Source organism: Citrobacter sp. A316 (assembly GCF_002042945.1).
Taxonomy (GTDB): Bacteria; Pseudomonadota; Gammaproteobacteria; order Enterobacterales; family Enterobacteriaceae; genus Citrobacter; species Citrobacter portucalensis.
The window spans coordinates 54,591-78,378 of sequence record NZ_MVFZ01000014.1; the positions used below are offsets into that span (position 1 = coordinate 54,591).

Consider the following 23,788-nt stretch of genomic DNA (forward strand, 5'->3'; position numbering starts at 1 on the left):
GATAACAATGAAAATGAAGAAAAGTCTCGTTGCCCTTTGTTTATCTGCAGGGTTATTTGCCAGCGCGCCTGGCATCAGCCTGGCCGATGTAAATATTGTTCCGCAGAACACCACCGCGGCCCCGGCTATTCCCACCGCTGCGCTGCAACAGTTAACCTGGACGCCGGTTGATCAATCCAAAACCCAATCGACACAGCTTGCGACAGCGGGCCAGCGTCTGGATATTGCTGGTATTTCCGGCCCTGTAGCGGCCTATAGCGTACCGGCGAATATCGGCGAGCTGACCCTGACGCTGTCCAGTGAAGTGAACAAACAAACCAGCGTATTTGCGCCAAACGTCTTAATTCTCGATCAGAATATGACGCCATCTGCATTCTTTCCCAGTAGTTACTTTACCTATCAGGCTCCGGGTGTGATGAGTGCCGATCGTCTGGAAGGGGTCATGCGTTTAACACCAGCGCTGGGCCAGCAAAAACTCTATGTTCTGGTCTTTACCACTGATAACGATCTCCAGCAGACCACGACCCTGCTTGACCCGGCAAAAGCCTACGCCAAGGGGGTAGGTAACGCTGTTCCGGATATTCCAGACCCGATTGCCCGTCATACTACCGATGGTCTGGTGAAGCTACAGGTGAAAACGAACAGCACCTCCAGCGTTCTTGTCGGCCCGCTGTTTGGTTCCTCCGGCCCTGGCCCTGTCACGGTTGGCAATACCGCCGCGCCTGCAGTGGCTTATGCGGCTCCGGCAGCAGCCGTTGCCGCTCCGGCACCACAACCCGTGAAGAAAAGCGAGCCAATGCTGAACGACACGGAAAGTTATTTTAATCAGGCGATTAAGGATGCCGTGGCGAAAGGCGATGTTGATAAAGCGCTGAAGCTGCTTGATGAAGCGGAACGTCTGGGATCCAAATCTGCCCGATCCACCTTTATCAGCAGTGTAAAAGGCAAGGGGTAAACATTTCCCCACATTGTTGATTTTGCAACAACTGGTGCGTCTCCTGGCGCACCTTTTTTTATCCTTCGGTGCTAATTGTTACACTTATGTTGCCCTACCGATCACTTAATCGTGTTTGCTCACCCCGTAATGCCTTTTCTGCGATACAATGCCTTCAGGTTATAAATCGGAGAGTAAGGCATGCCACACCCTGCGTTAACGCAACTGCGTGCGCTGCGTTATTTTGATGCGATCCCGGCGCTGGACGCCCAACTGCTCGACTGGTTGTTACTGGAAGATTCCATGACCAAACGTTTTGAGCAGCAGGGGAAAAAGGTCACCGTAACGTTGATTCGCGAAGAATTCGTTGGGCAAAATGAGGTGGCTGAAGAACTGACGCTGCTGCCTAAAGAGTCTCGCTATTGGTTACGTGAAATCCTGTTATGCGCGGATGGTGAACCCTGGCTTGCCGGGCGGACCGTGGTGCCTGAATCAACCTTGTGCGGCCCTGAACTGGCCTTACAGAACCTGGGGAAAACCCCGCTCGGACGCTACCTGTTTACGTCATCGACATTGACCCGAGATTTTATTGAGATTGGCCGCGATGCAGCGCTGTGGGGGCGTCGTTCCCGCCTGCGGCTGAGCGGTAAGCCGCTGATGCTTACCGAGCTTTTTTTGCCTGCATCGCCGTTGTACTGAGAGGAAGATAAAGATGGAGTGGAGTCTGACGCAGAATAAGCTGCTGGCGTTTCACCGCTTGATGCGTACGGATAAGCCAATCGGCGCCTTACTGCTGCTCTGGCCTACGCTGTGGGCACTGTGGGTGGCGACCCCAGGCATGCCGCAACTGTGGATCCTGGCGGTTTTTGTTGCCGGCGTATGGTTAATGCGCGCCGCCGGATGTGTGGTGAATGATTATGCCGACAGGAAATTTGACGGGCACGTCAAACGCACCGCGAATCGACCGCTGCCGAGCGGGGCTGTCACCGAGAAAGAAGCCCGAACACTGTTTGTTGTATTGGTGCTGCTGGCCTTCCTGCTGGTTTTGACCCTTAACACGATGACCATTTTGTTATCCGTTGCGGCATTAGCATTGGCGTGGGTTTACCCGTTTATGAAGCGCTATACGCATCTGCCGCAGGTGGTGCTGGGGGCGGCGTTTGGCTGGTCGATCCCGATGGCGTTCGCCGCCGTGAGTGAATCCGTACCGCTGAGCTGCTGGCTAATGTTCCTTGCGAATATTCTCTGGGCGGTGGCTTATGACACGCAGTACGCCATGGTTGACCGGGATGATGACCTAAAGATCGGCATTAAATCGACCGCGATCCTGTTCGGCCAGAACGACAAGCTGATTATTGGTATTTTGCAGGTAGGCGTGCTGGTACTGATGGCGCTGGTGGGCTGGCTAAACGGGTTGGGACTGGGCTATTACTGGTCTCTGCTGGTGGCGGGCGCGCTGTTTGTCTATCAGCAGAAACTGATCGTTAACCGTGAACGTGATGCCTGCTTTAAAGCGTTTATGAACAATAACTACGTCGGTCTGGTGCTGTTCTTAGGGCTGGCAATGAGCTACTGGCATTTTTGATTTTGGCTTAGCCTGCGAAATAAAAAACCGGTCATTGTGACCGGTTTTTTTATGCTTACTCGCCCTGAGTGGCGCTCTCGATGGTCAGACGCACATCTGACGTGACCAGTTCGGCCAGCATCTGATAGATCTTCATCGTCTCTTCCGGTTCGGCATCTCCGGTATCGCTGATGAATCCCTCGTCACGCAGCGTCAGCACCAGAGAGCTGAACACGGCTTTATCGAAGAATTCCGGTGCGTTAATGCCGTGCAGCACGGAGAGGCGTTGCGCCACGGTGCGGCTCTCTTTCTCCAGTGTGCCACGGTTGATGGACGGGTTCGCGCTCAGCAGCCAGAAGGTAATGGCGTAGCGCTGCAACGTCTCGCGAGCACCTGCCGCCAGCAGCTGTAGCGTGCGGGAGCGGGCTGGATTGATATGCAGTTCGTCATCGGTCAGGGTGATGAGTCCCTGGCGCTGCATTTCGCTCGCCAGTTCGTCAATCACTCCAGCAAGCTCATCACGCTCCCAACGTAAGAACAGCTCCGCTTTTAACATTGGGTACAGCGCGTCGATATGCTGTTGCAACGCGGCGCGTGAAATACGACGATGCTGAGTCACGATGGCTGCCATCAACGAAGGCAGAACCAGCATATGCGCGATGTTGTTGCGGTAGTAGGTCATCAATACCGCCTGCTCGCGCGGCAGAATAATGATGTCACCGATGGTGTCTTTCTCGACCTCAAACTTGTTCATCTGCAAGGCGTGGTCGATCAGTTCACTGGCGCTCTGTGCCGGCACCGTCGAATCCGCAGCATACGGCACGTTGCGCAGCAGGCTCAGGTAGCAGTCAAGCTGCTCGGTCAGCTGTTCACGGGTCAGAGAGCGCTGGCGGGAAGCCAGTAACGCAGTACAGCACAGGTTCATAGCGTTGGCCGCGCCTGCGTTGTTAATACGAACCATCAAATCGGCGGCAATGTTATTCACCGTCGGCGTCAGCCAGGCCGGTCGGATAGACTCGATAGGATCAATCGATTCACGCCACTCCGGCACATGCTGGTTGAGGTAAGTCATCAATGGCATTGGTTCACCAAAGTTGACGTAGCCCTGACCCAGGTTACGCAGCTTACTTAAGCCACGCAGCATTTGCGGCAGGCTCTCTTTTTCTTTCGTCGCGCCACGCAGCTCTTTGGCGTAGGTTCCCACTTCCATTACGTGCTCATAGCCGATATAGATCGGTACGAGGGTAATCGGACGCGTACCACCGCGCAGCATCGCCTGAATAGTCATCGACAGCGTGCCGGTTTTCGGGTCGAGCAGACGACCGGTACGTGAACGGCCCCCTTCGACAAAGTACTCAACCGAGTAACCGCGGCTGAACAGCTCGCCAAGGTATTCGCGGAATACGGTGGAATAGAGCTTGTTGCCCTTGAAAGTACGACGGATAAAGAACGCGCCCAGACGGCGGAAAATCGGACCCGCTGGCCAGAAGTTCAGGTTGATACCGGCTGCGATGTGCGGCGGCACCAGACCCTGGTGGTACAGAACGTACGACAGCAGCATATAGTCCATATGGCTGCGGTGGCACGGAACATACACGATTTCATGCCCATCGTGCGCCAACTGGCGTACACGTTCAGCATTGTGAACGTTAATCCCCTGATACAGACGGTTCCAGGTAAAGCCCAGAATACGGTCCGTCAAACGGATCATTTCGTAGGAGAAGTTGGCGGCAATCTCTTCCATCAGCGCAATGGCATTTTGCTGCGCTTTTTCGTGGGAGATTTTTTTACTGCGCGCTTCATCTTCTACCGCTCGCGCGATCGCTTTTGAAGCTAACAGCTTATTAAACAGATCCTGGCGAGCAGGAAGGCGCGGGCCGACTGCGGCCAGACGCTGGCGAGCAAAGTGCATACGTGCCACGCGCGCCAGCTTCTGAGCGATGATCTTATCCGTACCGTGTTCATCCGCCATACGACGCAGAGAAACTGACGGGGAGAAGCGGACAAAACTGTCGCGGCCCAGCCAGGACACCGCAAAGAATTTTTGAACGCCGTTCAGCATACGCAGCGGCGGATTAGCCTCGCCTTTTTCACGCCCTGGCGCACGGCCAAACATCACCGAAACCGGCACCATCTGCACATCCAGATCCGGATTGCTGCGATGCAAGTCGAGGTAGTTATGAAACAGCTTGATGGACTCTTCTTTCGGCGTGTAATAGGTGAACACGCGCGGGCCGCCGTGAATAAACACGTAGCGCGGCAACAGAGTTCCGTCTATCTCCAGCGGTTCCAGGGGATCGGGGAGATCGTGCACCAGACATTGGGCACGCAGCGTCAGCAAGTCTGCTTTCGAATTGTACGGTAGGACGTACATAATGGGACGCGAAGTATCGAGCCCCAATTCCGGAGCAGGTTCTGCTGGAATAGACTTGCTTTTTACCAGGACGCTTAATGGTAAATTCAGTAATTTGTAGTAAATTCGTGGCCAGCCGGACATAAACGATGTAAAGCCTCTGGTTAATAATGCAAATGCGCTGCAAGGATATCAGAAAGTTTAGTGAATTTCTGTGGTATCCCGTCATACTTCGCGCTGCTTTTCCACACCCTGAACAAACGGGGTAACGTTACAATGACATTGACGCTAATAATGTAAAAAGGTTCTTTTTGATGGCTAATAATACCACTGGATTCACCCGAATTATCAAAGCAGCAGGTTATTCCTGGAAAGGTTTTCGCGCCGCATGGATTAATGAGGCGGCATTCCGTCAGGAAAGCGTTGCCGTCCTGCTGGGCGTCGCCATCGCCTGCTGGCTGGATGTTGATGCAATTACCCGCGTGTTGTTGATTGGTTCCGTGATGCTGGTGATGATTGTAGAAATCCTCAACAGTGCGATTGAAGCGGTAGTTGATCGTATTGGTTCTGAGTACCACGAACTTTCTGGTCGGGCGAAGGACATGGGGTCGGCTGCGGTATTGCTGTCTATTTTTGTCGCGCTGATCACCTGGGGCATCCTGTTGTGGTCGCATTTGCGATAAGGGTTCCACAACTGCATAAATCTCCTGTTTTTTGTGCAGTTTGCGGTTCCAAAATCGCCTTTAGCTGTATATACTCACAGCATAACTGTATATACACCCAGGGGGCGGAATGAAAGCGTTAACGGCCAGGCAACAAGAGGTGTTTGATCTCATTAGAGATCACATCAGCCAGACAGGTATGCCACCGACGCGTGCGGAGATCGCGCAGCGTTTGGGGTTCCGTTCCCCAAACGCAGCTGAAGAACATCTGAAAGCGCTGGCGCGTAAAGGTGTACTGGAAATTGTATCCGGCGCATCGCGCGGTATTCGACTGCTGCAGGAAGAAGAAGAAGGGTTACCGCTTGTCGGTCGCGTTGCGGCAGGTGAGCCACTTCTGGCGCAGCAGCACATCGAAGGCCATTATCAGGTCGACCCTTCACTGTTTAAACCGAACGCCGATTTTCTGCTGCGCGTTAGCGGTATGTCGATGAAAGATATCGGGATTATGGACGGTGATTTACTCGCTGTGCATAAAACTCAGGACGTGCGTAACGGCCAGGTTGTTGTTGCCCGTATTGATGACGAAGTTACGGTTAAACGTCTGAAAAAGCAGGGCAACAAGGTTGAACTCTTACCAGAAAACAGCGAATTCAAACCCATCGTTGTCGACCTGCGCGAACAAAACTTCACTATTGAAGGGCTGGCAGTAGGCGTCATCCGTAACGGTGAATGGCTGTAATTTTCTGTTGAATCCCTGTAGGCCGGATAAGACGATGACGTCGCCATCCGGCAACGTGCCCGGTAGCGCTGTGCTTGCCGGGCCTGCATCACATTGTTCAGTACGTCTAACTTCTTCTCAGGCCCTCCTGTATGCCTTTCTTTACCTCTTCTGATAAAGCACTCTGGCACCTCGCCTTACCCATGATCTTCTCCAATATCACCGTTCCCCTGCTGGGACTGGTGGATACCGCGGTGATTGGTCATCTGGATAGTCCGGTCTATCTTGGCGGTGTTGCGGTTGGTGCCACGGCAACCAGTTTTCTTTTTATGCTGCTGCTTTTTTTGCGCATGAGCACTACCGGTCTGACCGCCCAGGCATTTGGTGCGAAAAATCCGCAGGCGCTGGCGCGCGCGCTGGTGCAGCCGCTAATGCTGGCGCTGGGAGCGGGGTTGCTTATCGCACTTTTTCGTACGCCGATTATCGATCTGGCTCTGCACATTGTTGGCGGAAGTGAAGCGGTATTGGAGCAGGCCCGAAGGTTCCTGGAAATTCGCTGGTTAAGCGCACCCGCCTCGCTGGCAAATCTGGTTCTGCTCGGCTGGCTGCTTGGCGTTCAGTATGCGCGTGCGCCAGTTATCCTGTTGATTGTCGGTAATATTCTCAACATTGTGCTCGATTTATGGCTGGTGATGGGCCTGCATATGAACGTGCAAGGCGCGGCACTGGCAACGGTGATTGCTGAATATGCCACCTTGCTGATCGGCCTGATGATGGTGCGCAAAGTCCTGCATATGCGCGGAATTTCGCTGGCAATGCTGAAGCAGGCGTGGCGTGGCAACTTCCGCCGTTTATTGGCGCTTAACCGTGACATCATGCTGCGCTCGCTGCTGCTGCAGCTCTGTTTTGGCGCTATCACGGTGCTGGGTGCGCGTCTGGGGGGCGATATAATTGCGGTTAATGCCGTTCTGATGACCCTGCTGACCTTTACCGCCTACGCGCTGGATGGATTTGCCTATGCCGTGGAAGCGCATTCGGGCCAGGCCTATGGGGCGCGAGATGGTAGCCAGTTACTGGACGTCTGGCGGGCAGCCTGTCGGCAGTCCGGTATTGTGGCGATTTTGTTTTCGCTGGTTTATGCCCTGTTTGGCGAGCACATTGTTGCGCTGCTGACCTCGTTGCCGCAGATCCAACTGCTGGCCGATCGTTATCTTTTTTGGCAGGTGGTGTTACCGCTGGTGGGTGTCTGGTGTTATCTGCTCGACGGAATGTTTATTGGCGCGACGCGCGCGGCAGAAATGCGCAACAGTATGGCCGTTGCCGCCACAGGATTCGCATTAACGCTGCTGACTCTGCCGTGGCTGGGAAATCATGGCTTGTGGTTGGCGTTAACCGTTTTCCTGGCGTTGCGCGGGCTTTCACTGGCCTTTATCTGGCGGCGTCACTGGCGTAATGGAACCTGGTTTGCCTGAGCGGGATGGTTAAAAATTCCGAATAGTAAATAAAACCCAGAATCCCTGACTACACTTATTCTCACGTCCAGCAAAAACAGCATGTGTCTGGACATGGCACTCTCGCTATTCACAACCTAACGATGAGGACTTGATGATGAATAAAGACGAAGTCGGCGGCAACTGGAAGCAGTTTAAAGGTAAAGTGAAAGAGCAATGGGGCAAACTGACCGATGATGATATGACGGTCATTGAAGGTAAACGTGATCAACTGGTCGGTAAAGTCCAGGAGCGTTACGGTTACGCGAAAGATCAGGCGGAGAAAGAAGTTAACGATTGGGAAAAACGTAATGATTACCGCTGGTAATTAACCCCTCCCTCCTGAGAGTACAAGGATGTACGCTCTCTCGCTTAGCTATCGCCCAACTTTCTTCTTCACCTGAATCGTATGGTCATGCTGGCACTCGCCAGGATGGCGACATGACTCAACTTCCACACAGGCCGGACACAGCCCGTGGGCTTCAATAACGTTATGCCGCAGTGCAAAGCCCATTTTTGCCGCCAGTGTATGCATGATGTCTTCCACGCCTTCCGCACACTCTTCTTTTACCACGCCACAGCGGTCGCAAATGAACATCGCTGAGCTGTGGGTTGGCTGATCGAACAGATGACAAAGCACATAGCTGTTGGTGGATTCCACCTTGTGCACGAAACCTTGTTCCAGCAGAAAATCGAGCGCACGATATACGGTAGGTGGCTTAGCCTGCGGCTCAGTTTCCCGCAACAGGTCGAGCAGGTCATAGGCGCTGATCGCACCTTCCTGCAGGCTCATCAGGCGCAGAACTTCGAGGCGTTGTGGCGTAAGCCGCACGTTGCGTTGCGCACAGAGTTTTTCAGCTTGAGCCAATAACTCTTGCGTAGTGGTTTTGTCCATTTGGCGCCTCGATTTGCATGGAAGGTTAATCCCTTACTTTAACATGTTCTGCTTAAAACACCGAGATCCACCGCGGTGTGCTATACCTGACGCATCGCAATACTGGAAAATAACCATGAAAAGACCCGATTGTATTCGCCACTGGCGTGAGGTTGAGGGGGCTGATGACTCCACTTATCCTGACAGCGATGAGCTATTTGCTATTGGCGCGCCGCTTTCCCGCAAGTTGGGGTTAGGACGACTCGGCATTCATCATGAACGCCTGCCACCGGGTCGGCGCACGTCGTACCCACACGCTGAAAGCGATGAGGAAGAGTTTATTTACGTGCTGGAAGGTTATCCTGAGGCCTGGATTAACGGGTATTTATGGAAGCTGGAACCGGGAGACAGCGTCGGTTTCCCGGCAGGTACAGGCGTATGCCATACCTTTATCAATAACACCAGTGAAGAGGTGCGCCTGTTAGTGGTGGGTGAGGCGAACAAAAAATACAATCGCATTTATTATCCGCTTAACCCGGTCTATGCCGCTACACGCGAGGATCGCTGGGTCGACCATCCGCCGCAGTTTTTTGGATCTCACGACGGAAAACCGGGGCGTAAATAGCGTTTGTTGAGGGGCTGGGGGAGTGAGCCGCGAGGATGTGGCTCACTATCGCAACGGTCTATGCTATAGTAGCGCCCCTTTTTTAACCGGATGCTTGAATATTCGCCATGCTGCCTGAATCTCAGTCTACCGCTTTTCCCGCTCATCGTTTTTCTATCGCGCCGATGCTCGACTGGACGGACAGACACTGCCGTTACTTTTTGCGCTTACTGTCCAGCCAGACGCTGCTCTATACGGAGATGGTAACCACTGGCGCAATCATTCATGGTAAAGGCGATTATCTGGCATATAGCGAAGAAGAGCATCCGGTCGCATTACAACTGGGCGGGAGCGATCCTGCGGCGCTGGCGCAGTGTGCGAAGCTCGCTGAACAGCGGGGCTATGACGAAATCAATCTCAACGTGGGTTGTCCTTCCGACCGCGTGCAGAATGGCATGTTTGGCGCCTGCCTGATGGGGAATGCGCAACTGGTCGCCGATTGCGTCAAAGCGATGCGCGACGTGGTGTCGATTCCGGTTACGGTGAAAACCCGTATCGGCATTGATGACCAGGATAGTTACGAATTCCTCTGCGATTTCATCAACACGGTATCTGGCAAAGGCGAATGTGAGATGTTTATCATTCACGCTCGCAAGGCCTGGCTGTCCGGGTTAAGCCCGAAAGAAAACCGCGAAATTCCACCGCTGGATTATGACCGTGTTTATCAGCTAAAGCGTGATTTCCCGCATCTGACGATGTCGATCAACGGCGGCATTAAATCGTTGGAAGAAGCGAAAATTCATCTGCAACATATGGATGGCGTGATGGTGGGGCGTGAAGCTTATCAAAACCCAGGCATTCTGGCGTCCGTTGACCGCGAGATTTTTGCAGCTACCACCGAAGATACCGATCCGGTCGCCGTGGTGCGTGCCATGTACCCGTATATTGAACGTGAACTGAGTAAGGGAACCTATTTGGGACATGTGACACGCCATATGTTGGGGCTGTTTCAGGGGATCCCTGGTGCCCGTCAGTGGCGCCGCTATCTGAGCGAGAATGCACATAAAGCCGGGGCTGATATTAACGTTCTGGAACACGCGCTGAAGCTGGTGGCAGACAAGCGTTAAGTTTTCACCAAAAGTTAGTTAATTTCACCACGCCCTGCGCTTTGTTGCGGGGCGTTTTCTTTATAAATCAACGCATTATTTTTGGCATGTTTCTTGTAAAGCAATGGAGAGAATTTCATTTCGGGAGAGAGCCATGCTGGAACTACTTTTTGTGATTGGATTTTTTATCATGCTGATGGTCACCGGCGTTTCTTTGCTGGGCGTTCTGGCCGCATTGGTCGTAGCCACCGCAGTGATGTTTCTGGGCGGACTATTTGCCTTGATGATTAAACTGTTGCCCTGGCTGCTACTGGCTGTTGCCGTGGTGTGGGTTATCAAGGCGATAAAAGCGCCAAAAGTCCCACAGTATCAGCGCAATAACCGCCGGTTTTACTAAGGTATTGAGCGGTACGTCACAACCTGCAACATTGCCTTTAGAACCAAATAGGAATTGATTATCAAATCTGTCACTATTGCCAAGTTAACGAATTCATCGAGCTGTACCCTACATACAGCCGAACTAAAAAAAGAAAGGGCTTCCTACGGGAAGCCCTAATTCTTTCTTTCCTCGTCATCTTAAGGAATCAGCAAACTCGATCCCTGCGTGGCCCGGCTTTCCAGTACTTCATGAGCACGCTGTGCATCGTGCAGTGCGAACGTCTGACCAGGCGCGACATCCACTTTGATCACTCCACTGGCAATTAGCGAGAATAGCTCATTGCTGGCCTCGGTTAATTCGCGGTGATTGGTGACATACCCCTGGAGTGAAGGACGGGTCACGTATAGCGAACCTTTCTGGTTCAGAATACCTAAGTTCACGCCAGTAACCGGCCCGGAAGCATTACCAAAGCTGACCATTAGTCCCCGGCGCTGTAAACAATCCAGCGAGGCTTCCCAGGTATCTTTCCCCACCGAGTCATACACCACCCGCACTTTTTTACCGCCGGTTATCTCTTTCACTCGCTCAACAATGCTCTCTTCACGATAGTTAATGACCTGCCATGCGCCAGCCTGCAGCGCAATTTGCGCTTTTTGCGCACTGCCGACGGTACCTATCAGCTTCGCACCCAATGCTTTTGCCCACTGGCAGGCAATCATGCCGACGCCGCCCGCAGCCGCATGGAACAAAAACGGCTCATCAGGCTGAATTTCATAGGTTTTACGTAACAGATAAAAAACGGTTAGCCCTTTAAGAAATGAGGCGGCAGCTTGTTCAAACGAGATAGCGTTAGGCAGGATAGCGGCTTTATCGGCCGGAACGTTATGCACTGAGCTGTACGCACCAAGGGCGGACTGGGCGTACACCACGCGATCGCCGGCTTTAATGTGCGTCACTTTGCTGCCGACTTTGCTGACCACGCCTGCGGCTTCGGTACCCAGACCGCTGGGCAGAGATGGTGGCGGGTAAAGACCACTGCGGATGTAGGTGTCGATATAGTTGATCCCAATCGCTTTGTTCTCGACCTGGATTTCGTTTTCCGCCGGGTCTACGGGCGTAAACTCCACAGCCTTGAGTACATCAGGGCCACCATGCTTGTGAAATTCAATACGTGTTGCCATGCTTCCTCCAAAAGAAATGTGGTAATCTTTCGACCCAATCATTATCTCGGTAACTCCATTCACTATGGCAGGAAATAAACCCTTCAACAAACAACAGACTGATGCTCGTGAGCGCGATCCCCAGGTCGCCGGGCTGAAAGTACCGCCGCACTCGATTGAAGCGGAACAGTCGGTGTTGGGCGGTTTAATGCTGGATAACGAACGCTGGGACGATGTCGCCGAGCGTGTGGTGGCGGAAGATTTTTATACCCGACCGCATCGGCATATCTTCACGGAAATGCATCGCTTGCAGGAGATGGGCAAACCCATCGATCTGATCACGCTCGCAGAGTCGCTGGAGGTTCAGGGACAACTGGACAGCGTCGGCGGTTTTGCTTACCTGGCTGAGTTATCCAAAAATACGCCAAGTGCGGCGAACATTAGCGCTTATGCGGATATCGTCCGCGAACGTGCCGTTGTTCGTGACATGATTTCAGTTGCGAACGAAATCGCGGAAGCCGGTTTTGATCCGCAAGGACGCTCCAGTGAAGATCTGTTGGACCTTGCGGAATCCCGCGTCTTTAAAATCGCGGAAAGCCGCGCTAATAAAGACGAAGGCCCGAAAAATATCACCGATGTGCTCGACGCAACCGTCGCGCGTATCGAGCAGCTGTTCCAGCAGCCGCACGACGGCGTCACCGGGGTGAACACCGGTTATGACGACCTCAATAAAAAGACGGCTGGTTTGCAGCCGTCAGACTTAATTATCGTTGCCGCGCGTCCGTCGATGGGTAAAACGACATTTGCAATGAACCTCGTCGAAAATGCGGCGATGTTGCAGGATAAGCCGGTTCTTATCTTTAGTCTTGAAATGCCCTCAGAACAGATCATGATGCGTTCCCTGGCCTCGCTCTCACGCGTAGACCAAACTAAAATCCGTACCGGTCAACTGGATGATGAGGACTGGGCGCGAATTTCCGGAACAATGGGTATTTTGCTGGAGAAACGAAACATCTATATTGATGACTCCTCCGGCCTGACGCCAACGGAAGTGCGCTCGCGTGCCCGTCGTATCGCCCGTGAACATGGCGGTATCGGACTTATCATGATCGACTACCTGCAGCTGATGCGCGTGCCGTCGCTCTCTGACAACCGTACGCTGGAAATTGCAGAAATCTCCCGCTCGCTGAAAGCGTTAGCGAAAGAACTGCATGTGCCGGTGGTGGCGCTGTCGCAGCTTAACCGCTCTCTGGAACAACGTGCCGACAAGCGTCCGGTCAACTCGGATCTGCGTGAGTCTGGCTCCATTGAGCAGGATGCCGACTTAATCATGTTTATCTATCGTGATGAGGTTTATCACGAAAACAGCGACCTGAAAGGGATCGCAGAAATCATTATTGGTAAGCAACGTAACGGTCCGATCGGTACGGTGCGCCTGACGTTTAACGGTCAGTGGTCGCGCTTCGATAACTATGCGGGCCCACAATACGACGACGAATAAATCTCCGTCATCCTTCATGCTGCAGATGTGTTGACTACGCCCGTTCACCCCGATCACTTAGTTTACTAAGCTTCCGGGGATTCTCAGGCTTGTCGCCCTCCAGCAACACGAATGATTTAGAAGATTCTTTTATAAAGGAATACAAATGCAAGCGGCAACTGTAGTCATTAACCGCCGCGCTCTGCGACACAACCTGCAACGTCTGCGTGAACTGGCTCCTGCCAGTAAACTGGTTGCGGTCGTGAAAGCGAACGCCTACGGCCATGGTCTGTTAGAGACCGCGCGAACGCTCCCCGATGCGGACGCTTTTGGTGTCGCTCGTCTTGAAGAAGCCCTGCGGTTGCGAGCGGGAGGGATCACGCAGCCCATCCTGCTGCTGGAGGGTTTTTTTGATGCCTCCGATCTGCCGACTATTTCCGCGCAGCGTCTGCATACAGCCGTCCATAATCAGGAGCAGCTCGAAGCCCTGGAAGCAGCAAAACTGGCTGAACCCGTTACCGTCTGGATGAAGCTTGACACCGGTATGCACCGTCTGGGCGTACGCCCAGAGCAGGCTGAGGCGTTTTATCAGCGCTTAACACAGTGTGAAAACGTGCGCCAGCCGGTCAATATCGTCAGCCACTTTGCTCGCGCGGACGAGCCTGAGTGTGGCGCGACCGAAAAACAACTCGATATCTTCAACAGTTTTTGTGAAGGCAAACCGGGGCAGCGTTCGATTGCCGCGTCGGGTGGTATTTTGCTGTGGCCGCAGTCTCACTTCGACTGGGCGCGTCCGGGGCTGATTCTGTATGGCGTATCACCACTGGAAAATCACTCCATCGGCGCTGATTTTGGCTGCCAGCCGGTGATGTCGCTGACCTCAAGCCTGATTGCGGTGCGTGAACACAAGGCGGGCGAGCCGGTTGGCTATGGTGGAACATGGCTGAGCGAGCGCGACACGCGTCTTGGCGTGGTAGCGATGGGCTATGGCGATGGTTATCCGCGCGCAGCGCCTTCGGGGACGCCAGTACTGGTCAATGGCCGTGAAGTGCCGATCGTCGGTCGCGTTGCGATGGATATGATCTGCGTCGATTTAGGGCCCGAAGCGCGGGATAAAGCCGGCGATTCGGTGATTCTGTGGGGCGAGGGCCTGCCCGTTGAACGCATTGCTGAAATGACGAAAGTAAGTGCTTACGAACTTATTACGCGCCTGACCTCAAGGGTGGCGATGAAGTATATCGATTAGCAGCATGATGTGCCGGACTGGTGGTTACGCCGCCTTCCGGCAATATTCCTCTCAACATACTCTCGATCTTCTCCCACTTCCGGTTTATTGTGTTCTTAACCCCTGCCTGTAAACCCGGAGAACCACACGTGTTTCAAAAAGTTGACGCCTACGCTGGCGACCCGATTTTATCGCTCATGGAGCGCTTCAAAGAAGATTCACGTAGCGACAAAGTGAATCTCAGCATCGGCCTGTATTACAACGAAGACGGTATTATTCCTCAGCTTAGAGCGGTGGCGGAAGCGGAAGCTCGACTTAATGCCAAACCGCATGGTGCTTCGCTGTATCTGCCGATGGAAGGTCTGAACACGTATCGCCATACCATTGCGCCGCTGCTGTTTGGCGCAGAACATCCGGTTCTCCAGCAGCAGCGCGTCGCAACCATTCAGACGCTGGGCGGCTCTGGTGCGTTAAAGGTTGGCGCAGATTTCCTGAAACGTTATTTCCCTGATTCTGGTGTGTGGGTCAGCGATCCGACCTGGGAAAACCATATCGCGATTTTTGAAGGTGCTGGATTCGAAGTAAACACTTACCCGTGGTATGACAGCGCGACCAACGGTGTGCGTTTCAATGATCTGCTGGCCACGCTGAAAACCTTACCAGCGCGCAGCATCGTGCTGCTACATCCGTGCTGCCATAACCCGACAGGGGCGGATTTAACGCCTGCGCAGTGGGATAGCGTTATTGAAATCCTGAAAGCACGCGATCTGATTCCGTTCCTGGACATTGCTTATCAGGGCTTCGGCGGTGGAATGGAAGACGACGCCTACGCGATTCGCGCCATTGCCAGCGCTGGATTGCCTGCTCTGATCAGCAATTCATTCTCGAAGATTTTTTCCTTATATGGTGAGCGTGTCGGCGGACTGTCAGTGGTATGTGAAGACGCTGATGCCGCCAGCCGTGTTCTGGGGCAGCTAAAAGCGACGGTGCGTCGTAACTACTCCAGCCCGCCAAACTTTGGCGCGCAGGTAGTTGCCGCGGTGCTGGGTGATGACATGCTGAAAGCCAGCTGGCTGGCGGAAGTTGAAGAGATGCGTACTCGCATTCTGGCGATGCGTCAGGAGCTGGTTAACGTATTAAATGCGGAGATCCCAGGCCGTAACTTTGACTACCTGCTGCAACAGCGCGGTATGTTCAGCTATACCGGGCTTAGCGCAGCCCAGGTTGATCGTCTGCGTGATGAGTTCGGTGTATACCTGATCGCCAGCGGTCGCATGTGCGTGGCTGGGTTAAATCACGGTAACGTCCAGCGCGTGGCGAAGGCATTTGCCGCCGTCATGTAACCGACTTTGTAGGCCTGATAAGCATCGTGCTATCAGGCCTGTTTTCCAATGTGATCGTGCTCCTTTTCCAGGACAAAACCAGAGAAAATCCTTCCTTTCCCTCCCCCTAAGGGGTAAGGTCAGATAGTTTTTTGACCAGTTGTTAATAAAAAAATGATAACTAACTGACTACTTAGGGAAAAATATGCGCAAGTTTACGTTGGCACTGAGTGCCGTTTGTTTATTGTTCACGCTAAATCAGCCTGCTCAGGCACTCGTTTCTTCTCCCTCTCAGCTCAATCCAGGCACTAACGTTGCAAAGCTCGCTGAGCAGGCTCCCATTCACTGGGTCTCCGTGGCACAAATTGAAAATAGCCTGACCGGACGTCCGCCGATGTCCGTCGGGTTTGATATCGATGATACCGTCCTCTTTTCCAGCCCTGGCTTTTGGCGCGGTAAAAAAACGTATTCTCCGGACAGTGAGGATTACCTGAAGAATCCGGCCTTCTGGGAAAAAATGAACAATGGCTGGGACGAATTCAGCATTCCAAAAGAAGTTGCGCGCCAGCTAATTGATATGCACGTGCGTCGCGGCGACAGCATCTTTTTCGTGACCGGGCGTAGCCAGACGAAGACTGAAACGGTGTCGAAAACGTTGTCTGATAACTTTCACATCCCGGCTGGCAATATGAATCCGGTCATTTTTGCCGGCGACAAGCCGGGTCAGAACACCAAAACGCAGTGGTTACAGGATAAAAATATCCGCATGTTCTATGGTGACTCCGATAATGACATCACCGCCGCTCGCGACGTGGGTATTCGCGGTATTCGCATTTTGCGTGCCTCTAACTCCACTTATAAACCGCTGCCACAGGCCGGTGCGTTTGGTGAAGAGGTGATCGTCAACTCAGAATATTGAGGACGCTGGCTGCGGGGTGCTGTTTTTTTAAACAAATTTACATTGCTGGCTTTTACCTTTTGCGGACTTGCTGCACACTGAATAAAAGATGTTCTCATGAGGCAATATGCTGGTAAGGGGAATAAAGATGACGAATTCGGAGTTGCTGCAATACTGCATGGCAAAAACGGGCGCGGAGCAGAGCGTTCACAGTGACTGGAAGGCCACGCAAATCAAAGTCGAAGATGTGCTTTTTGCCATGGTAAAAGAGGTGGAAGAACGCCCGGCGGTGTCTCTGAAAACCAGCCCCGAACTGGCAGAACTGTTGCGCCAGCAGCATAGTGATGTTCGGCCAAGCAGGCATCTCAATAAGGCGCACTGGAGTACGGTGTATCTGGACGGCTCGCTGCCGGATTCACAGATTTATTATCTGGTCGATGCCTCTTATCAGCAGGCTGTGAACACGCTGCCGGAAGACAAACGCCGGATACTGACGCAGCCCTGATCCGTTTCGCCGGATGCGACGCAAGCGCCTTATCCGGCCTACAGGCTTTATGCATATTCTGTAGACCAGACAAGTGTTGCGTAATTACAACAGCGGTTTGAGGAAACGGGCCGTGTGTGAGGCTTCACACTCAGCGACCGTTTCTGGTGTGCCGGAGACAAGAATTTCGCCGCCGCCGCTGCCGCCTTCCGGACCGAGATCGACAATCCAGTCAGCGGTCTTAATCACGTCCAGATTGTGCTCAATCACCACGATGGTGTTGCCCTGATCCCGGAGCTGATGCAGCACGTCCAGCAGTTGCTGAATATCCGCAAAATGCAGACCGGTGGTCGGCTCATCGAGAATATACAGCGTTTGCCCGGTACCGCGTTTTGACAGCTCGCGCGCCAGCTTCACGCGCTGTGCCTCACCGCCCGAGAGTGTGGTAGCGGACTGACCCAGTCGGATGTACGTCAGGCCCACGTCCATCAGCGTTTGCAGCTTACGCGCCAGCGCCGGAACGGCATCGAAGAACTCGCGTGCTTCTTCAATCGTCATATCCAGCACTTCGTGGATGGTCTTGCCCTTGTACTTAATCTCCAGCGTTTCGCGGTTATAGCGCTTGCCTTTACACTGATCGCACGGCACGTAGATATCCGGCAGGAAGTGCATTTCGACTTTGATCACGCCGTCGCCCTGACAGGCTTCACAGCGTCCGCCGCGGACGTTAAAGCTGAAACGCCCCGGCGTGTAACCGCGTGCACGTGACTCCGGTACACCAGCAAACAGTTCGCGCACTGGCGTAAACACGCCGGTGTAGGTTGCCGGGTTAGAGCGCGGTGTACGGCCAATCGGGCTTTGGTCAATGTCGATCACTTTGTCGAAATGTTCCAGGCCCTGAACGTCGCGATACGGCGCAGGTTCAGCTAGCGTCGCACCGTTTAGCGCTGTCTGCGCAATCGGGAACAGTGTGTCGTTAATCAGCGTCGATTTACCCGAACCGGAAACACCGGTAATGCAGGTAAATAAACCTACCGGCAGCGTCAGGGTGACATCTTTCAGGTTGTTGCCGCGTGCGCCGGTGAGCTTCAGCACTTTCTCTGGGTCAGCCGCAACGCGATTTTTAGGCACTTCAATCTTGCGTTTACCGCTCATGTACTGGCCGGTCAGCGACTCAGGCACCGCCATGATGTCGTCGAGCGTCCCTTCGGCGACGACCTGACCGCCGTGAACACCCGCGCCCGGACCGATATCGATAACGTGGTCAGCGGCGCGAATCGCATCTTCATCGTGCTCGACCACAATGACGGTATTACCCAGATTACGCAGGTGGATAAGCGTACCCAGCAGACGTTCGTTATCGCGCTGATGCAGACCGATAGACGGTTCATCCAGCACGTACATTACGCCGACCAGACCCGCGCCGATCTGGCTTGCCAGACGAATACGCTGGGCCTCACCGCCGGAGAGCGTTTCCGCCGAACGCGATAGCGTCAGGTAGTTGAGGCCGACGTTGACCAGGAACTTCAGACGATCGCCAATCTCTTTAAGAATTTTCTCGGCAATCTTCGCCCGCTGACCTGCGAGCTTCAGATTGTTGAAGAAATCCATTGCATGACCGATGCTCATGTCAGAAATCGCAGGTAGCGGCGTATTTTCAACAAATACGTGACGGGCTTCCCGGCGCAAACGCGTCCCCTCACAGCTGGCGCAAGGACGGTTACTGATGAACTTGGCTAATTCTTCACGTACCGCACTGGATTCCGTCTCTTTATAGCGGCGCTCCATATTGTGCAATACACCTTCGAACGGATGGCGACGTACGGACGTATCGCCGCGATCGTTCATGTATTTAAATTCGATATTCTCTTTACCAGAACCGTACAGTACCACTTTATGCACGGTCGGGTTCAGGCTGGCCCACGGGGCTTCAACGTCGAATTTATAGTGTTCCGCCAGAGACTTAAGCATCTGGAAGTAATAGAAGTTACGGCGATCCCAACCACGGATAGCACCACCGGCCAGCGACAGTTCCGGGTTTTGGATCACCCGATCAGGATCGAAATACTGCTGCACGCCGAGACCGTCACAGGTTGGACACGCGCCCGCTGGGTTGTTAAACGAGAACAGCCGCGGTTCCAGTTCGCGCATGCTATAGCCGCAGATAGGGCAGGCGAAGTTGGCGGAGAACAGCAGCTCTTCCGCTTTCGGATCGTCCATATCGGCAACGACCGCCGTGCCGCCGGACAGCTCCAGCGCGGTTTCAAAGGATTCCGCCAGTCGTTGGGTGAGATCGTCACGGACTTTAAAGCGGTCAATCACCACTTCAATGGTGTGTTTCTTTTGCAGCTCAAGCTTGGGTGGATCGGACAGGTCACAGACTTCACCGTCGATACGGGCGCGGATATAGCCCTGGCCAGCCAGGTTTTCCAGCGTTTTGGTGTGCTCGCCTTTACGCTCTTTGATCACCGGCGCCAGCAGCATCAGACGCTTACCTTCCGGCTGCGACAGGACGTTATCCACCATCTGGCTTACGGTCTGCGCTGCCAGGGGAACGTCGTGATCCGGACAGCGCGGCTCGCCAACGCGGGCAAACAGCAGACGCAGATAGTCGTGAATTTCGGTAATTGTACCTACCGTGGATCGCGGGTTATGGGACGTCGATTTTTGTTCAATTGAGATGGCAGGAGAGAGCCCCTCAATGTGGTCGACGTCCGGTTTTTCCATCAGCGACAGAAATTGACGCGCGTACGCGGAAAGGGATTCAACGTAACGACGCTGCCCTTCGGCATATAAGGTGTCGAAAGCGAGCGAAGATTTGCCTGAGCCCGAAAGCCCGGTGACGACAATCAGCTTGTCGCGCGGGATGACGAGGTTGATGTTTTTGAGATTATGGGTGCGGGCGCCCCGAACTTCGATCTTATCCATTCATCTTTCCCGGATTAAACGCTTTTTTGCCTGGCTGCATGGTGCTACCGGCGATCACAAACGGTTAATTATGACACAACCTAACCTGAATGGATATACAGTATTGGAATGCAAAACGCAGACGTCTGTGCAACAATGTCTGGCTGGGGTTGTTTACTGGAATCAACTTCGCAACGTAGTAAAAGCGCTATTGGAAATGCTACAATCCCGCGCTTACACTTATTCAGTAACGTTTTTCAGGAGACACGATCATGGCCAGCAGAGGCGTAAACAAGGTGATTCTCGTCGGTAATCTGGGCCAGGACCCGGAAGTACGCTATATGCCGAATGGTGGCGCAGTTGCCAACATTACGCTGGCTACTTCCGAATCCTGGCGTGATAAAGCGACCGGTGAAATGAAAGAGCAGACTGAATGGCACCGTGTTGTGCTGTTTGGCAAACTGGCGGAAGTGGCCAGCGAATATCTGCGTAAAGGTTCTCAGGTTTATATCGAAGGTCAGCTGCGTACCCGCAAATGGACCGATCAGTCCGGCGTAGAAAAGTACACCACAGAAGTTGTGGTTAACGTTGGCGGCACCATGCAAATGCTGGGTGGTCGTCAGGGTGGTGGTGCTCCGGCAGGTGGCGGTCAGCAGCAGGGCGGTTGGGGTCAACCTCAGCAGCCGCAGGGTAGCAACCAGTTTAGCGGCGGCGCGCAGTCTCGCCCGCAACAGTCAGCTCCGGCTGCGCCGTCTAACGAGCCGCCGATGGATTTCGACGACGATATTCCGTTCTAATCCCACTGCGTTACGCTGAAAATAATGGCTACCTCAAGACTGGGGTAGCCATATGCAATTTTGTTATCAGTTCAACACCATTGGCCAGTCTGGCGGTGTGTGACTCATCACGTCAACCATCACGGTTTCAATGTTCTTCCAGATAGCGGACATATCCACCAGGGTTATGCCGAGCAATCCAGTCGCAAACCAGCAGGCAAAAACCAGCCCCAAACCGCTGCTAATGACGGCCAGGCCAATATAATCTGATTTACGAAAACGGATATTGAGCGTACTGGCTAAAAACATCAGCACCGCGCTGAGTAGTTGCCACCGCAGAAGAACCACGCCAGTTGTTATTGTCGCCATGAAAAACGTCCTCAGAAAGTCTGGATGCCCAGGACAGCGCGGGGGTGTTCACCGAGGGTGTGATACTCTGGCTATCGACGGGCAATAACATGAATGAAACATTGTTTCTGTTACATTATTTCTGTGAACTATATCACATTTGGTTGTTTGTTCACCACTATTGGACGTTATTTTTGTAGGTCTATAACCACTCTAAGTATGTGGCTTTGTTTAATGAAAGGCTGATAATAAATAACCATGTTTTAAACATGTATTTAGTCTGCTTGTTATATTTATCCTAAATTAAACGTTAAAAAACTTTAATGAATTTCTTAAATGCAGCCAGGATAATGCCCATCAAAAATTACTCCGTGGGGATAATAACGTTATGAAATAAGCATAACTTTAAGTTTGCCTTACGGAAAAATAATATCATCATCAACTATTATCAGACTTTTACATAGAGAAGTCTGTTGCTAATACTGATAGATTCATGCAACTTAATCAGTCGGTGTTTATAGCATCCTGCCTTGATGGGTTCTGGCATATACGAAACAGGGAAATAGGGCTGACATGAATCACAGTGCGCGACGCAAGATGCTGAAGTTCCTGGGAACATTCATGGTGGTATTGTTCCCCGTGGTGCTGGCGATATGGTTTGCGCACATCCGGGCGATGACCGAAACCCATAACCAACTCCGCTCTTTTGCTCAACTGGTGTTAAATAAAACAGAATTGGTGATCCTACAAGCCGATTTGGCGCGTGATATGGCCCAGTTGTATCAGGGTAAGATGTGTACCCCGGCACATCAGAAAAGTATGCTGAATATTATTCGCGGTCGTTTATATATCAGTGAGCTAATTTATGCGCAGGGCGATCATTTTTTGTGCTCTACGTCTATGGCGCCGCCTGTTACTTATATTATGCCGACACCCGACTATAAACGTACGCCGGATATCGCCATCTATTACTACCGCGATACCCCTTTTTTCGCTGGCTACAGAATGACGTACATGCAACGCGGGAACTACGTCGCAGTCATCAATCCATTGTCCTACAGCGAAGTCATGTCAGATGATCCGGATCTCTCCTGGGGCGTGTATGACACAGTAACAGATACGTTTTTCTCTGCCAGCGAAGCGGCAAATATTGCGCAATTCGCGCCGCTGGTACGTGGTGAAGCCTCGACCTTTCAACAAGACGATCGCTTCTACACCATCGTGCACTCTGAAAAACGCCCAATTGCGATTATTGTGTCGACCTCAGACAACCGCGTGAGTCAGATTTTCTATCACGAGGCGGCGTTAACTATTCCCTTCGGGATTATCTGTAGCATCCTGATACTGCTAATGTGGTGGCGCACGCGCCAGGAATACTTATCTCCCCGGCGCTTGCTAAAGCGCGCGATCAAAAAACGTCAGCTTTGCCTGCATTACCAGCCGATCATTGATATCAAAAATGGACAATGTGTTGGAGCTGAAGCTCTGCTGCGCTGGCCGGGTTGTAAAGGTGAGGTGATGAGCCCGACGGAGTTTATTCCGCTGGCTGAAAAAGAGGGAATGATTGAACGGATAACGGATTATGTCGTTGAAGAGGTGTTCAACGATTTGGGGTATTTTCTTTCGGCGCATCCTCAGCTTTCTATCTCGATTAACCTTTCCGCTTCTGACTTTCATTCATCCCGATTGATTGCTCTGATTAACGACAAAAATCGTGAGTACTCCGTGGCGGCCCAACAAATTAAAGTTGAAGTGACGGAACGTGGGTTCATAGATGTACATAAAATGACCCCAGTCATTCAGGCGTTTCGCAAGGCGGGTTATGAAGTGGCGTTTGATGACTTTGGCACGGGATATTCCAATCTGCATAATTTGTCAGCGCTGAATGTCGATATCCTGAAGATCGACAAATCGTTTATTAGCACATTGTCCACTAACAGCACCAGTCACTTGATTGCCGAACATATTATTGAGATGGCGCAAAGCTTACACCTGAAGACGATCGCGGAAGGGGTGGAAACGAAGGAGCAAATCGAATGGCTGCTTGAACGCGGCGTACAGTATTGTCAGGGCTGGTATTTTGCGAAGGCGCTGCCGCCGCAGGAGTTTATGCACTGGATACAACGGTCGCCCGCTATACTGACGCAGAGCGGGCAATAATCCTACAGACGATGGCGGTAGTCGCTGGGAGTACGATCAAACTCGCGGCGAAACACGCGCGAGAAGGTTTGTTGCGACACATAGCCAAGATCCATCGCGATATCAAAAATAGGTCGCTCAGTTGTCCGCAGTTCAACGGCGGCCAGCAAAAGTCGACGCTGGCGGATGTAGTCACCCAAAGTCTGGCGCGTCACCGTGCGGAACATTCTTTGTAAATACCACTTCGAGTAACCTGATTTTCTCGCCACCGCCTCAATGTTCAGCGGTTGATCGATATGTTCATCAATCCATTCAATAAGGGTCTGAATAATCTGCTGATGGGACATAGGGCTGCCTCTTTCTCA

The 23,788-nt window shown here is 52.7% G+C and carries 23 protein-coding genes; 17 read left to right on the forward strand and 6 right to left on the reverse strand.

Going from position 1 to position 23,788, the window contains the following annotated elements; all coding sequences use genetic code 11:
- Positions 1-7: 7 nt before the first annotated feature.
- From malM to ubiA, 3 genes are all read left to right on the forward strand, one after another.
- Positions 8-955: a maltose operon protein MalM gene (gene malM / locus BZK41_RS17215; protein WP_079938961.1), complete on the forward strand. Its 948-nt coding sequence runs from the start codon at positions 8-10 to the stop codon at positions 953-955.
- A 180-nt stretch (positions 956-1,135) separates the two neighbouring features.
- Positions 1,136-1,633 (forward strand): chorismate lyase, encoded by a 498-nt coding sequence (ubiC, locus tag BZK41_RS17220; RefSeq protein WP_003826587.1) that lies wholly within the window; start codon positions 1,136-1,138, stop codon positions 1,631-1,633.
- Between the two features lie 13 nt (positions 1,634-1,646).
- Positions 1,647-2,519: a 4-hydroxybenzoate octaprenyltransferase gene (gene ubiA / locus BZK41_RS17225; RefSeq protein WP_003826589.1), complete on the forward strand. Its 873-nt coding sequence runs from the start codon at positions 1,647-1,649 to the stop codon at positions 2,517-2,519.
- 55 nt (positions 2,520-2,574) lie between these two features.
- Here ubiA and plsB read toward each other — a convergent pair whose 3' ends face one another.
- Complete coding sequence (gene plsB, locus BZK41_RS17230; RefSeq protein ID WP_079938962.1) at positions 2,575-4,995, reverse strand: glycerol-3-phosphate 1-O-acyltransferase PlsB; 2,421 nt, start codon at positions 4,993-4,995, stop codon at positions 2,575-2,577.
- 170 nt (positions 4,996-5,165) lie between these two features.
- On the opposite strand from plsB, the gene BZK41_RS17235 reads away from it, so the two are divergent.
- The 4 genes from BZK41_RS17235 to BZK41_RS17250 all read left to right on the forward strand — a co-directional run bounded on the left by BZK41_RS17235 (position 5,166) and on the right by BZK41_RS17250 (position 8,049).
- Positions 5,166-5,534, forward strand: coding sequence for a diacylglycerol kinase (locus BZK41_RS17235; protein WP_003826594.1), 369 nt, complete (start codon positions 5,166-5,168; stop codon positions 5,532-5,534).
- A 109-nt stretch (positions 5,535-5,643) separates the two neighbouring features.
- Complete coding sequence (gene lexA / locus BZK41_RS17240; protein ID WP_003826596.1) at positions 5,644-6,252, forward strand: transcriptional repressor LexA; 609 nt, start codon at positions 5,644-5,646, stop codon at positions 6,250-6,252.
- Positions 6,253-6,383: 131 nt separating this feature from the next.
- A complete protein-coding gene (gene dinF, locus BZK41_RS17245) occupies positions 6,384-7,703 on the forward strand; it encodes an MATE family efflux transporter DinF (protein ID WP_079938963.1) in 1,320 nt (439 codons plus the stop codon).
- A gap of 136 nt (positions 7,704-7,839) precedes the next feature.
- The gene (locus tag BZK41_RS17250) at positions 7,840-8,049 is read left to right on the forward strand and encodes a CsbD family protein (protein ID WP_003031706.1); all 210 of its coding nucleotides are present in this window, start codon (positions 7,840-7,842) and stop codon (positions 8,047-8,049) included.
- Positions 8,050-8,097: 48 nt separating this feature from the next.
- On the opposite strand, the gene zur is transcribed toward BZK41_RS17250, so the two are convergent.
- The gene (gene zur / locus BZK41_RS17255) at positions 8,098-8,616 is read right to left on the reverse strand and encodes a zinc uptake transcriptional repressor Zur (RefSeq protein WP_003031709.1); all 519 of its coding nucleotides are present in this window, start codon (positions 8,614-8,616) and stop codon (positions 8,098-8,100) included.
- A 115-nt stretch (positions 8,617-8,731) separates the two neighbouring features.
- On the opposite strand from zur, the gene BZK41_RS17260 reads away from it, so the two are divergent.
- The 3 genes from BZK41_RS17260 to pspG all read left to right on the forward strand — a co-directional run bounded on the left by BZK41_RS17260 (position 8,732) and on the right by pspG (position 10,702).
- A complete protein-coding gene (locus BZK41_RS17260; protein ID WP_079938964.1) occupies positions 8,732-9,220 on the forward strand; it encodes a cupin domain-containing protein in 489 nt (162 codons plus the stop codon).
- Between the two features lie 107 nt (positions 9,221-9,327).
- Complete coding sequence (gene dusA, locus BZK41_RS17265) at positions 9,328-10,326, forward strand: tRNA dihydrouridine(20/20a) synthase DusA (RefSeq protein ID WP_020996089.1); 999 nt, start codon at positions 9,328-9,330, stop codon at positions 10,324-10,326.
- A gap of 133 nt (positions 10,327-10,459) precedes the next feature.
- Entirely contained in the window at positions 10,460-10,702 is a 243-nt protein-coding gene (gene pspG, locus BZK41_RS17270) for an envelope stress response protein PspG (RefSeq protein WP_003031713.1), read from the forward strand.
- Between the two features lie 179 nt (positions 10,703-10,881).
- On the opposite strand, the gene BZK41_RS17275 is transcribed toward pspG, so the two are convergent.
- A complete protein-coding gene (locus BZK41_RS17275; protein ID WP_003826608.1) occupies positions 10,882-11,865 on the reverse strand; it encodes a quinone oxidoreductase in 984 nt (327 codons plus the stop codon).
- Between the two features lie 64 nt (positions 11,866-11,929).
- On the opposite strand from BZK41_RS17275, the gene dnaB reads away from it, so the two are divergent.
- The 5 genes from dnaB (at position 11,930) to BZK41_RS17300 (ending at position 17,274) form a co-directional block, all read left to right on the forward strand.
- A complete protein-coding gene (gene dnaB / locus BZK41_RS17280) occupies positions 11,930-13,345 on the forward strand; it encodes a replicative DNA helicase (protein WP_003826610.1) in 1,416 nt (471 codons plus the stop codon).
- A gap of 145 nt (positions 13,346-13,490) precedes the next feature.
- On the forward strand, positions 13,491-14,570 hold the full coding sequence (gene alr / locus BZK41_RS17285; protein WP_079938965.1) for an alanine racemase: 1,080 nt from the start codon (positions 13,491-13,493) through the stop codon (positions 14,568-14,570).
- 128 nt (positions 14,571-14,698) lie between these two features.
- On the forward strand, positions 14,699-15,892 hold the full coding sequence (tyrB, locus tag BZK41_RS17290) for an aromatic amino acid transaminase (protein WP_079938966.1): 1,194 nt from the start codon (positions 14,699-14,701) through the stop codon (positions 15,890-15,892).
- A 184-nt stretch (positions 15,893-16,076) separates the two neighbouring features.
- Positions 16,077-16,790 carry an acid phosphatase AphA gene (gene aphA, locus BZK41_RS17295; RefSeq protein ID WP_079938967.1) on the forward strand — a complete coding sequence of 238 codons (714 nt, stop codon included), beginning with the start codon at positions 16,077-16,079 and terminating at the stop codon, positions 16,788-16,790.
- A 127-nt stretch (positions 16,791-16,917) separates the two neighbouring features.
- Entirely contained in the window at positions 16,918-17,274 is a 357-nt protein-coding gene (locus BZK41_RS17300) for an MmcQ/YjbR family DNA-binding protein (RefSeq protein ID WP_008786927.1), read from the forward strand.
- 84 nt (positions 17,275-17,358) lie between these two features.
- On the opposite strand, the gene uvrA is transcribed toward BZK41_RS17300, so the two are convergent.
- The gene (gene uvrA / locus BZK41_RS17305) at positions 17,359-20,181 is read right to left on the reverse strand and encodes an excinuclease ABC subunit UvrA (RefSeq protein WP_079938968.1); all 2,823 of its coding nucleotides are present in this window, start codon (positions 20,179-20,181) and stop codon (positions 17,359-17,361) included.
- A 251-nt stretch (positions 20,182-20,432) separates the two neighbouring features.
- Between uvrA and ssb1 the strand changes: the two genes are divergently transcribed.
- Positions 20,433-20,957, forward strand: coding sequence for a single-stranded DNA-binding protein SSB1 (ssb1, locus tag BZK41_RS17315; RefSeq protein ID WP_079938969.1), 525 nt, complete (start codon positions 20,433-20,435; stop codon positions 20,955-20,957).
- Positions 20,958-21,023: 66 nt separating this feature from the next.
- On the opposite strand, the gene BZK41_RS17320 is transcribed toward ssb1, so the two are convergent.
- Entirely contained in the window at positions 21,024-21,305 is a 282-nt protein-coding gene (locus BZK41_RS17320) for a YjcB family protein (protein ID WP_003826625.1), read from the reverse strand.
- A 552-nt stretch (positions 21,306-21,857) separates the two neighbouring features.
- Between BZK41_RS17320 and BZK41_RS17325 the strand changes: the two genes are divergently transcribed.
- Complete coding sequence (locus BZK41_RS17325; RefSeq protein ID WP_079938970.1) at positions 21,858-23,444, forward strand: EAL domain-containing protein; 1,587 nt, start codon at positions 21,858-21,860, stop codon at positions 23,442-23,444.
- A gap of 2 nt (positions 23,445-23,446) precedes the next feature.
- Here BZK41_RS17325 and soxS read toward each other — a convergent pair whose 3' ends face one another.
- Positions 23,447-23,770 (reverse strand): superoxide response transcriptional regulator SoxS, encoded by a 324-nt coding sequence (gene soxS / locus BZK41_RS17330; protein WP_079938971.1) that lies wholly within the window; start codon positions 23,768-23,770, stop codon positions 23,447-23,449.
- Positions 23,771-23,788 lie beyond the last annotated feature (18 nt).

Coding starts and splice junctions, on each gene's coding strand:
- malM (WP_079938961.1), top strand. CDS start 8: ATGAAAATGAAGAAAAGTCTCGTTGCCCTTTGTTTATCTGCAGGGTTA.
- ubiC (WP_003826587.1), top strand. CDS start 1,136: ATGCCACACCCTGCGTTAACGCAACTGCGTGCGCTGCGTTATTTTGAT.
- ubiA (WP_003826589.1), top strand. CDS start 1,647: ATGGAGTGGAGTCTGACGCAGAATAAGCTGCTGGCGTTTCACCGCTTG.
- plsB (WP_079938962.1), bottom strand. CDS start 4,995: ATGTCCGGCTGGCCACGAATTTACTACAAATTACTGAATTTACCATTA.
- BZK41_RS17235 (WP_003826594.1), top strand. CDS start 5,166: ATGGCTAATAATACCACTGGATTCACCCGAATTATCAAAGCAGCAGGT.
- lexA (WP_003826596.1), top strand. CDS start 5,644: ATGAAAGCGTTAACGGCCAGGCAACAAGAGGTGTTTGATCTCATTAGA.
- dinF (WP_079938963.1), top strand. CDS start 6,384: ATGCCTTTCTTTACCTCTTCTGATAAAGCACTCTGGCACCTCGCCTTA.
- BZK41_RS17250 (WP_003031706.1), top strand. CDS start 7,840: ATGAATAAAGACGAAGTCGGCGGCAACTGGAAGCAGTTTAAAGGTAAA.
- zur (WP_003031709.1), bottom strand. CDS start 8,616: ATGGACAAAACCACTACGCAAGAGTTATTGGCTCAAGCTGAAAAACTC.
- BZK41_RS17260 (WP_079938964.1), top strand. CDS start 8,732: ATGAAAAGACCCGATTGTATTCGCCACTGGCGTGAGGTTGAGGGGGCT.
- dusA (WP_020996089.1), top strand. CDS start 9,328: ATGCTGCCTGAATCTCAGTCTACCGCTTTTCCCGCTCATCGTTTTTCT.
- pspG (WP_003031713.1), top strand. CDS start 10,460: ATGCTGGAACTACTTTTTGTGATTGGATTTTTTATCATGCTGATGGTC.
- BZK41_RS17275 (WP_003826608.1), bottom strand. CDS start 11,865: ATGGCAACACGTATTGAATTTCACAAGCATGGTGGCCCTGATGTACTC.
- dnaB (WP_003826610.1), top strand. CDS start 11,930: ATGGCAGGAAATAAACCCTTCAACAAACAACAGACTGATGCTCGTGAG.
- alr (WP_079938965.1), top strand. CDS start 13,491: ATGCAAGCGGCAACTGTAGTCATTAACCGCCGCGCTCTGCGACACAAC.
- aphA (WP_079938967.1), top strand. CDS start 16,077: ATGCGCAAGTTTACGTTGGCACTGAGTGCCGTTTGTTTATTGTTCACG.
- BZK41_RS17300 (WP_008786927.1), top strand. CDS start 16,918: ATGACGAATTCGGAGTTGCTGCAATACTGCATGGCAAAAACGGGCGCG.
- uvrA (WP_079938968.1), bottom strand. CDS start 20,181: ATGGATAAGATCGAAGTTCGGGGCGCCCGCACCCATAATCTCAAAAAC.
- ssb1 (WP_079938969.1), top strand. CDS start 20,433: ATGGCCAGCAGAGGCGTAAACAAGGTGATTCTCGTCGGTAATCTGGGC.
- BZK41_RS17320 (WP_003826625.1), bottom strand. CDS start 21,305: ATGGCGACAATAACAACTGGCGTGGTTCTTCTGCGGTGGCAACTACTC.
- BZK41_RS17325 (WP_079938970.1), top strand. CDS start 21,858: ATGAATCACAGTGCGCGACGCAAGATGCTGAAGTTCCTGGGAACATTC.
- soxS (WP_079938971.1), bottom strand. CDS start 23,770: ATGTCCCATCAGCAGATTATTCAGACCCTTATTGAATGGATTGATGAA.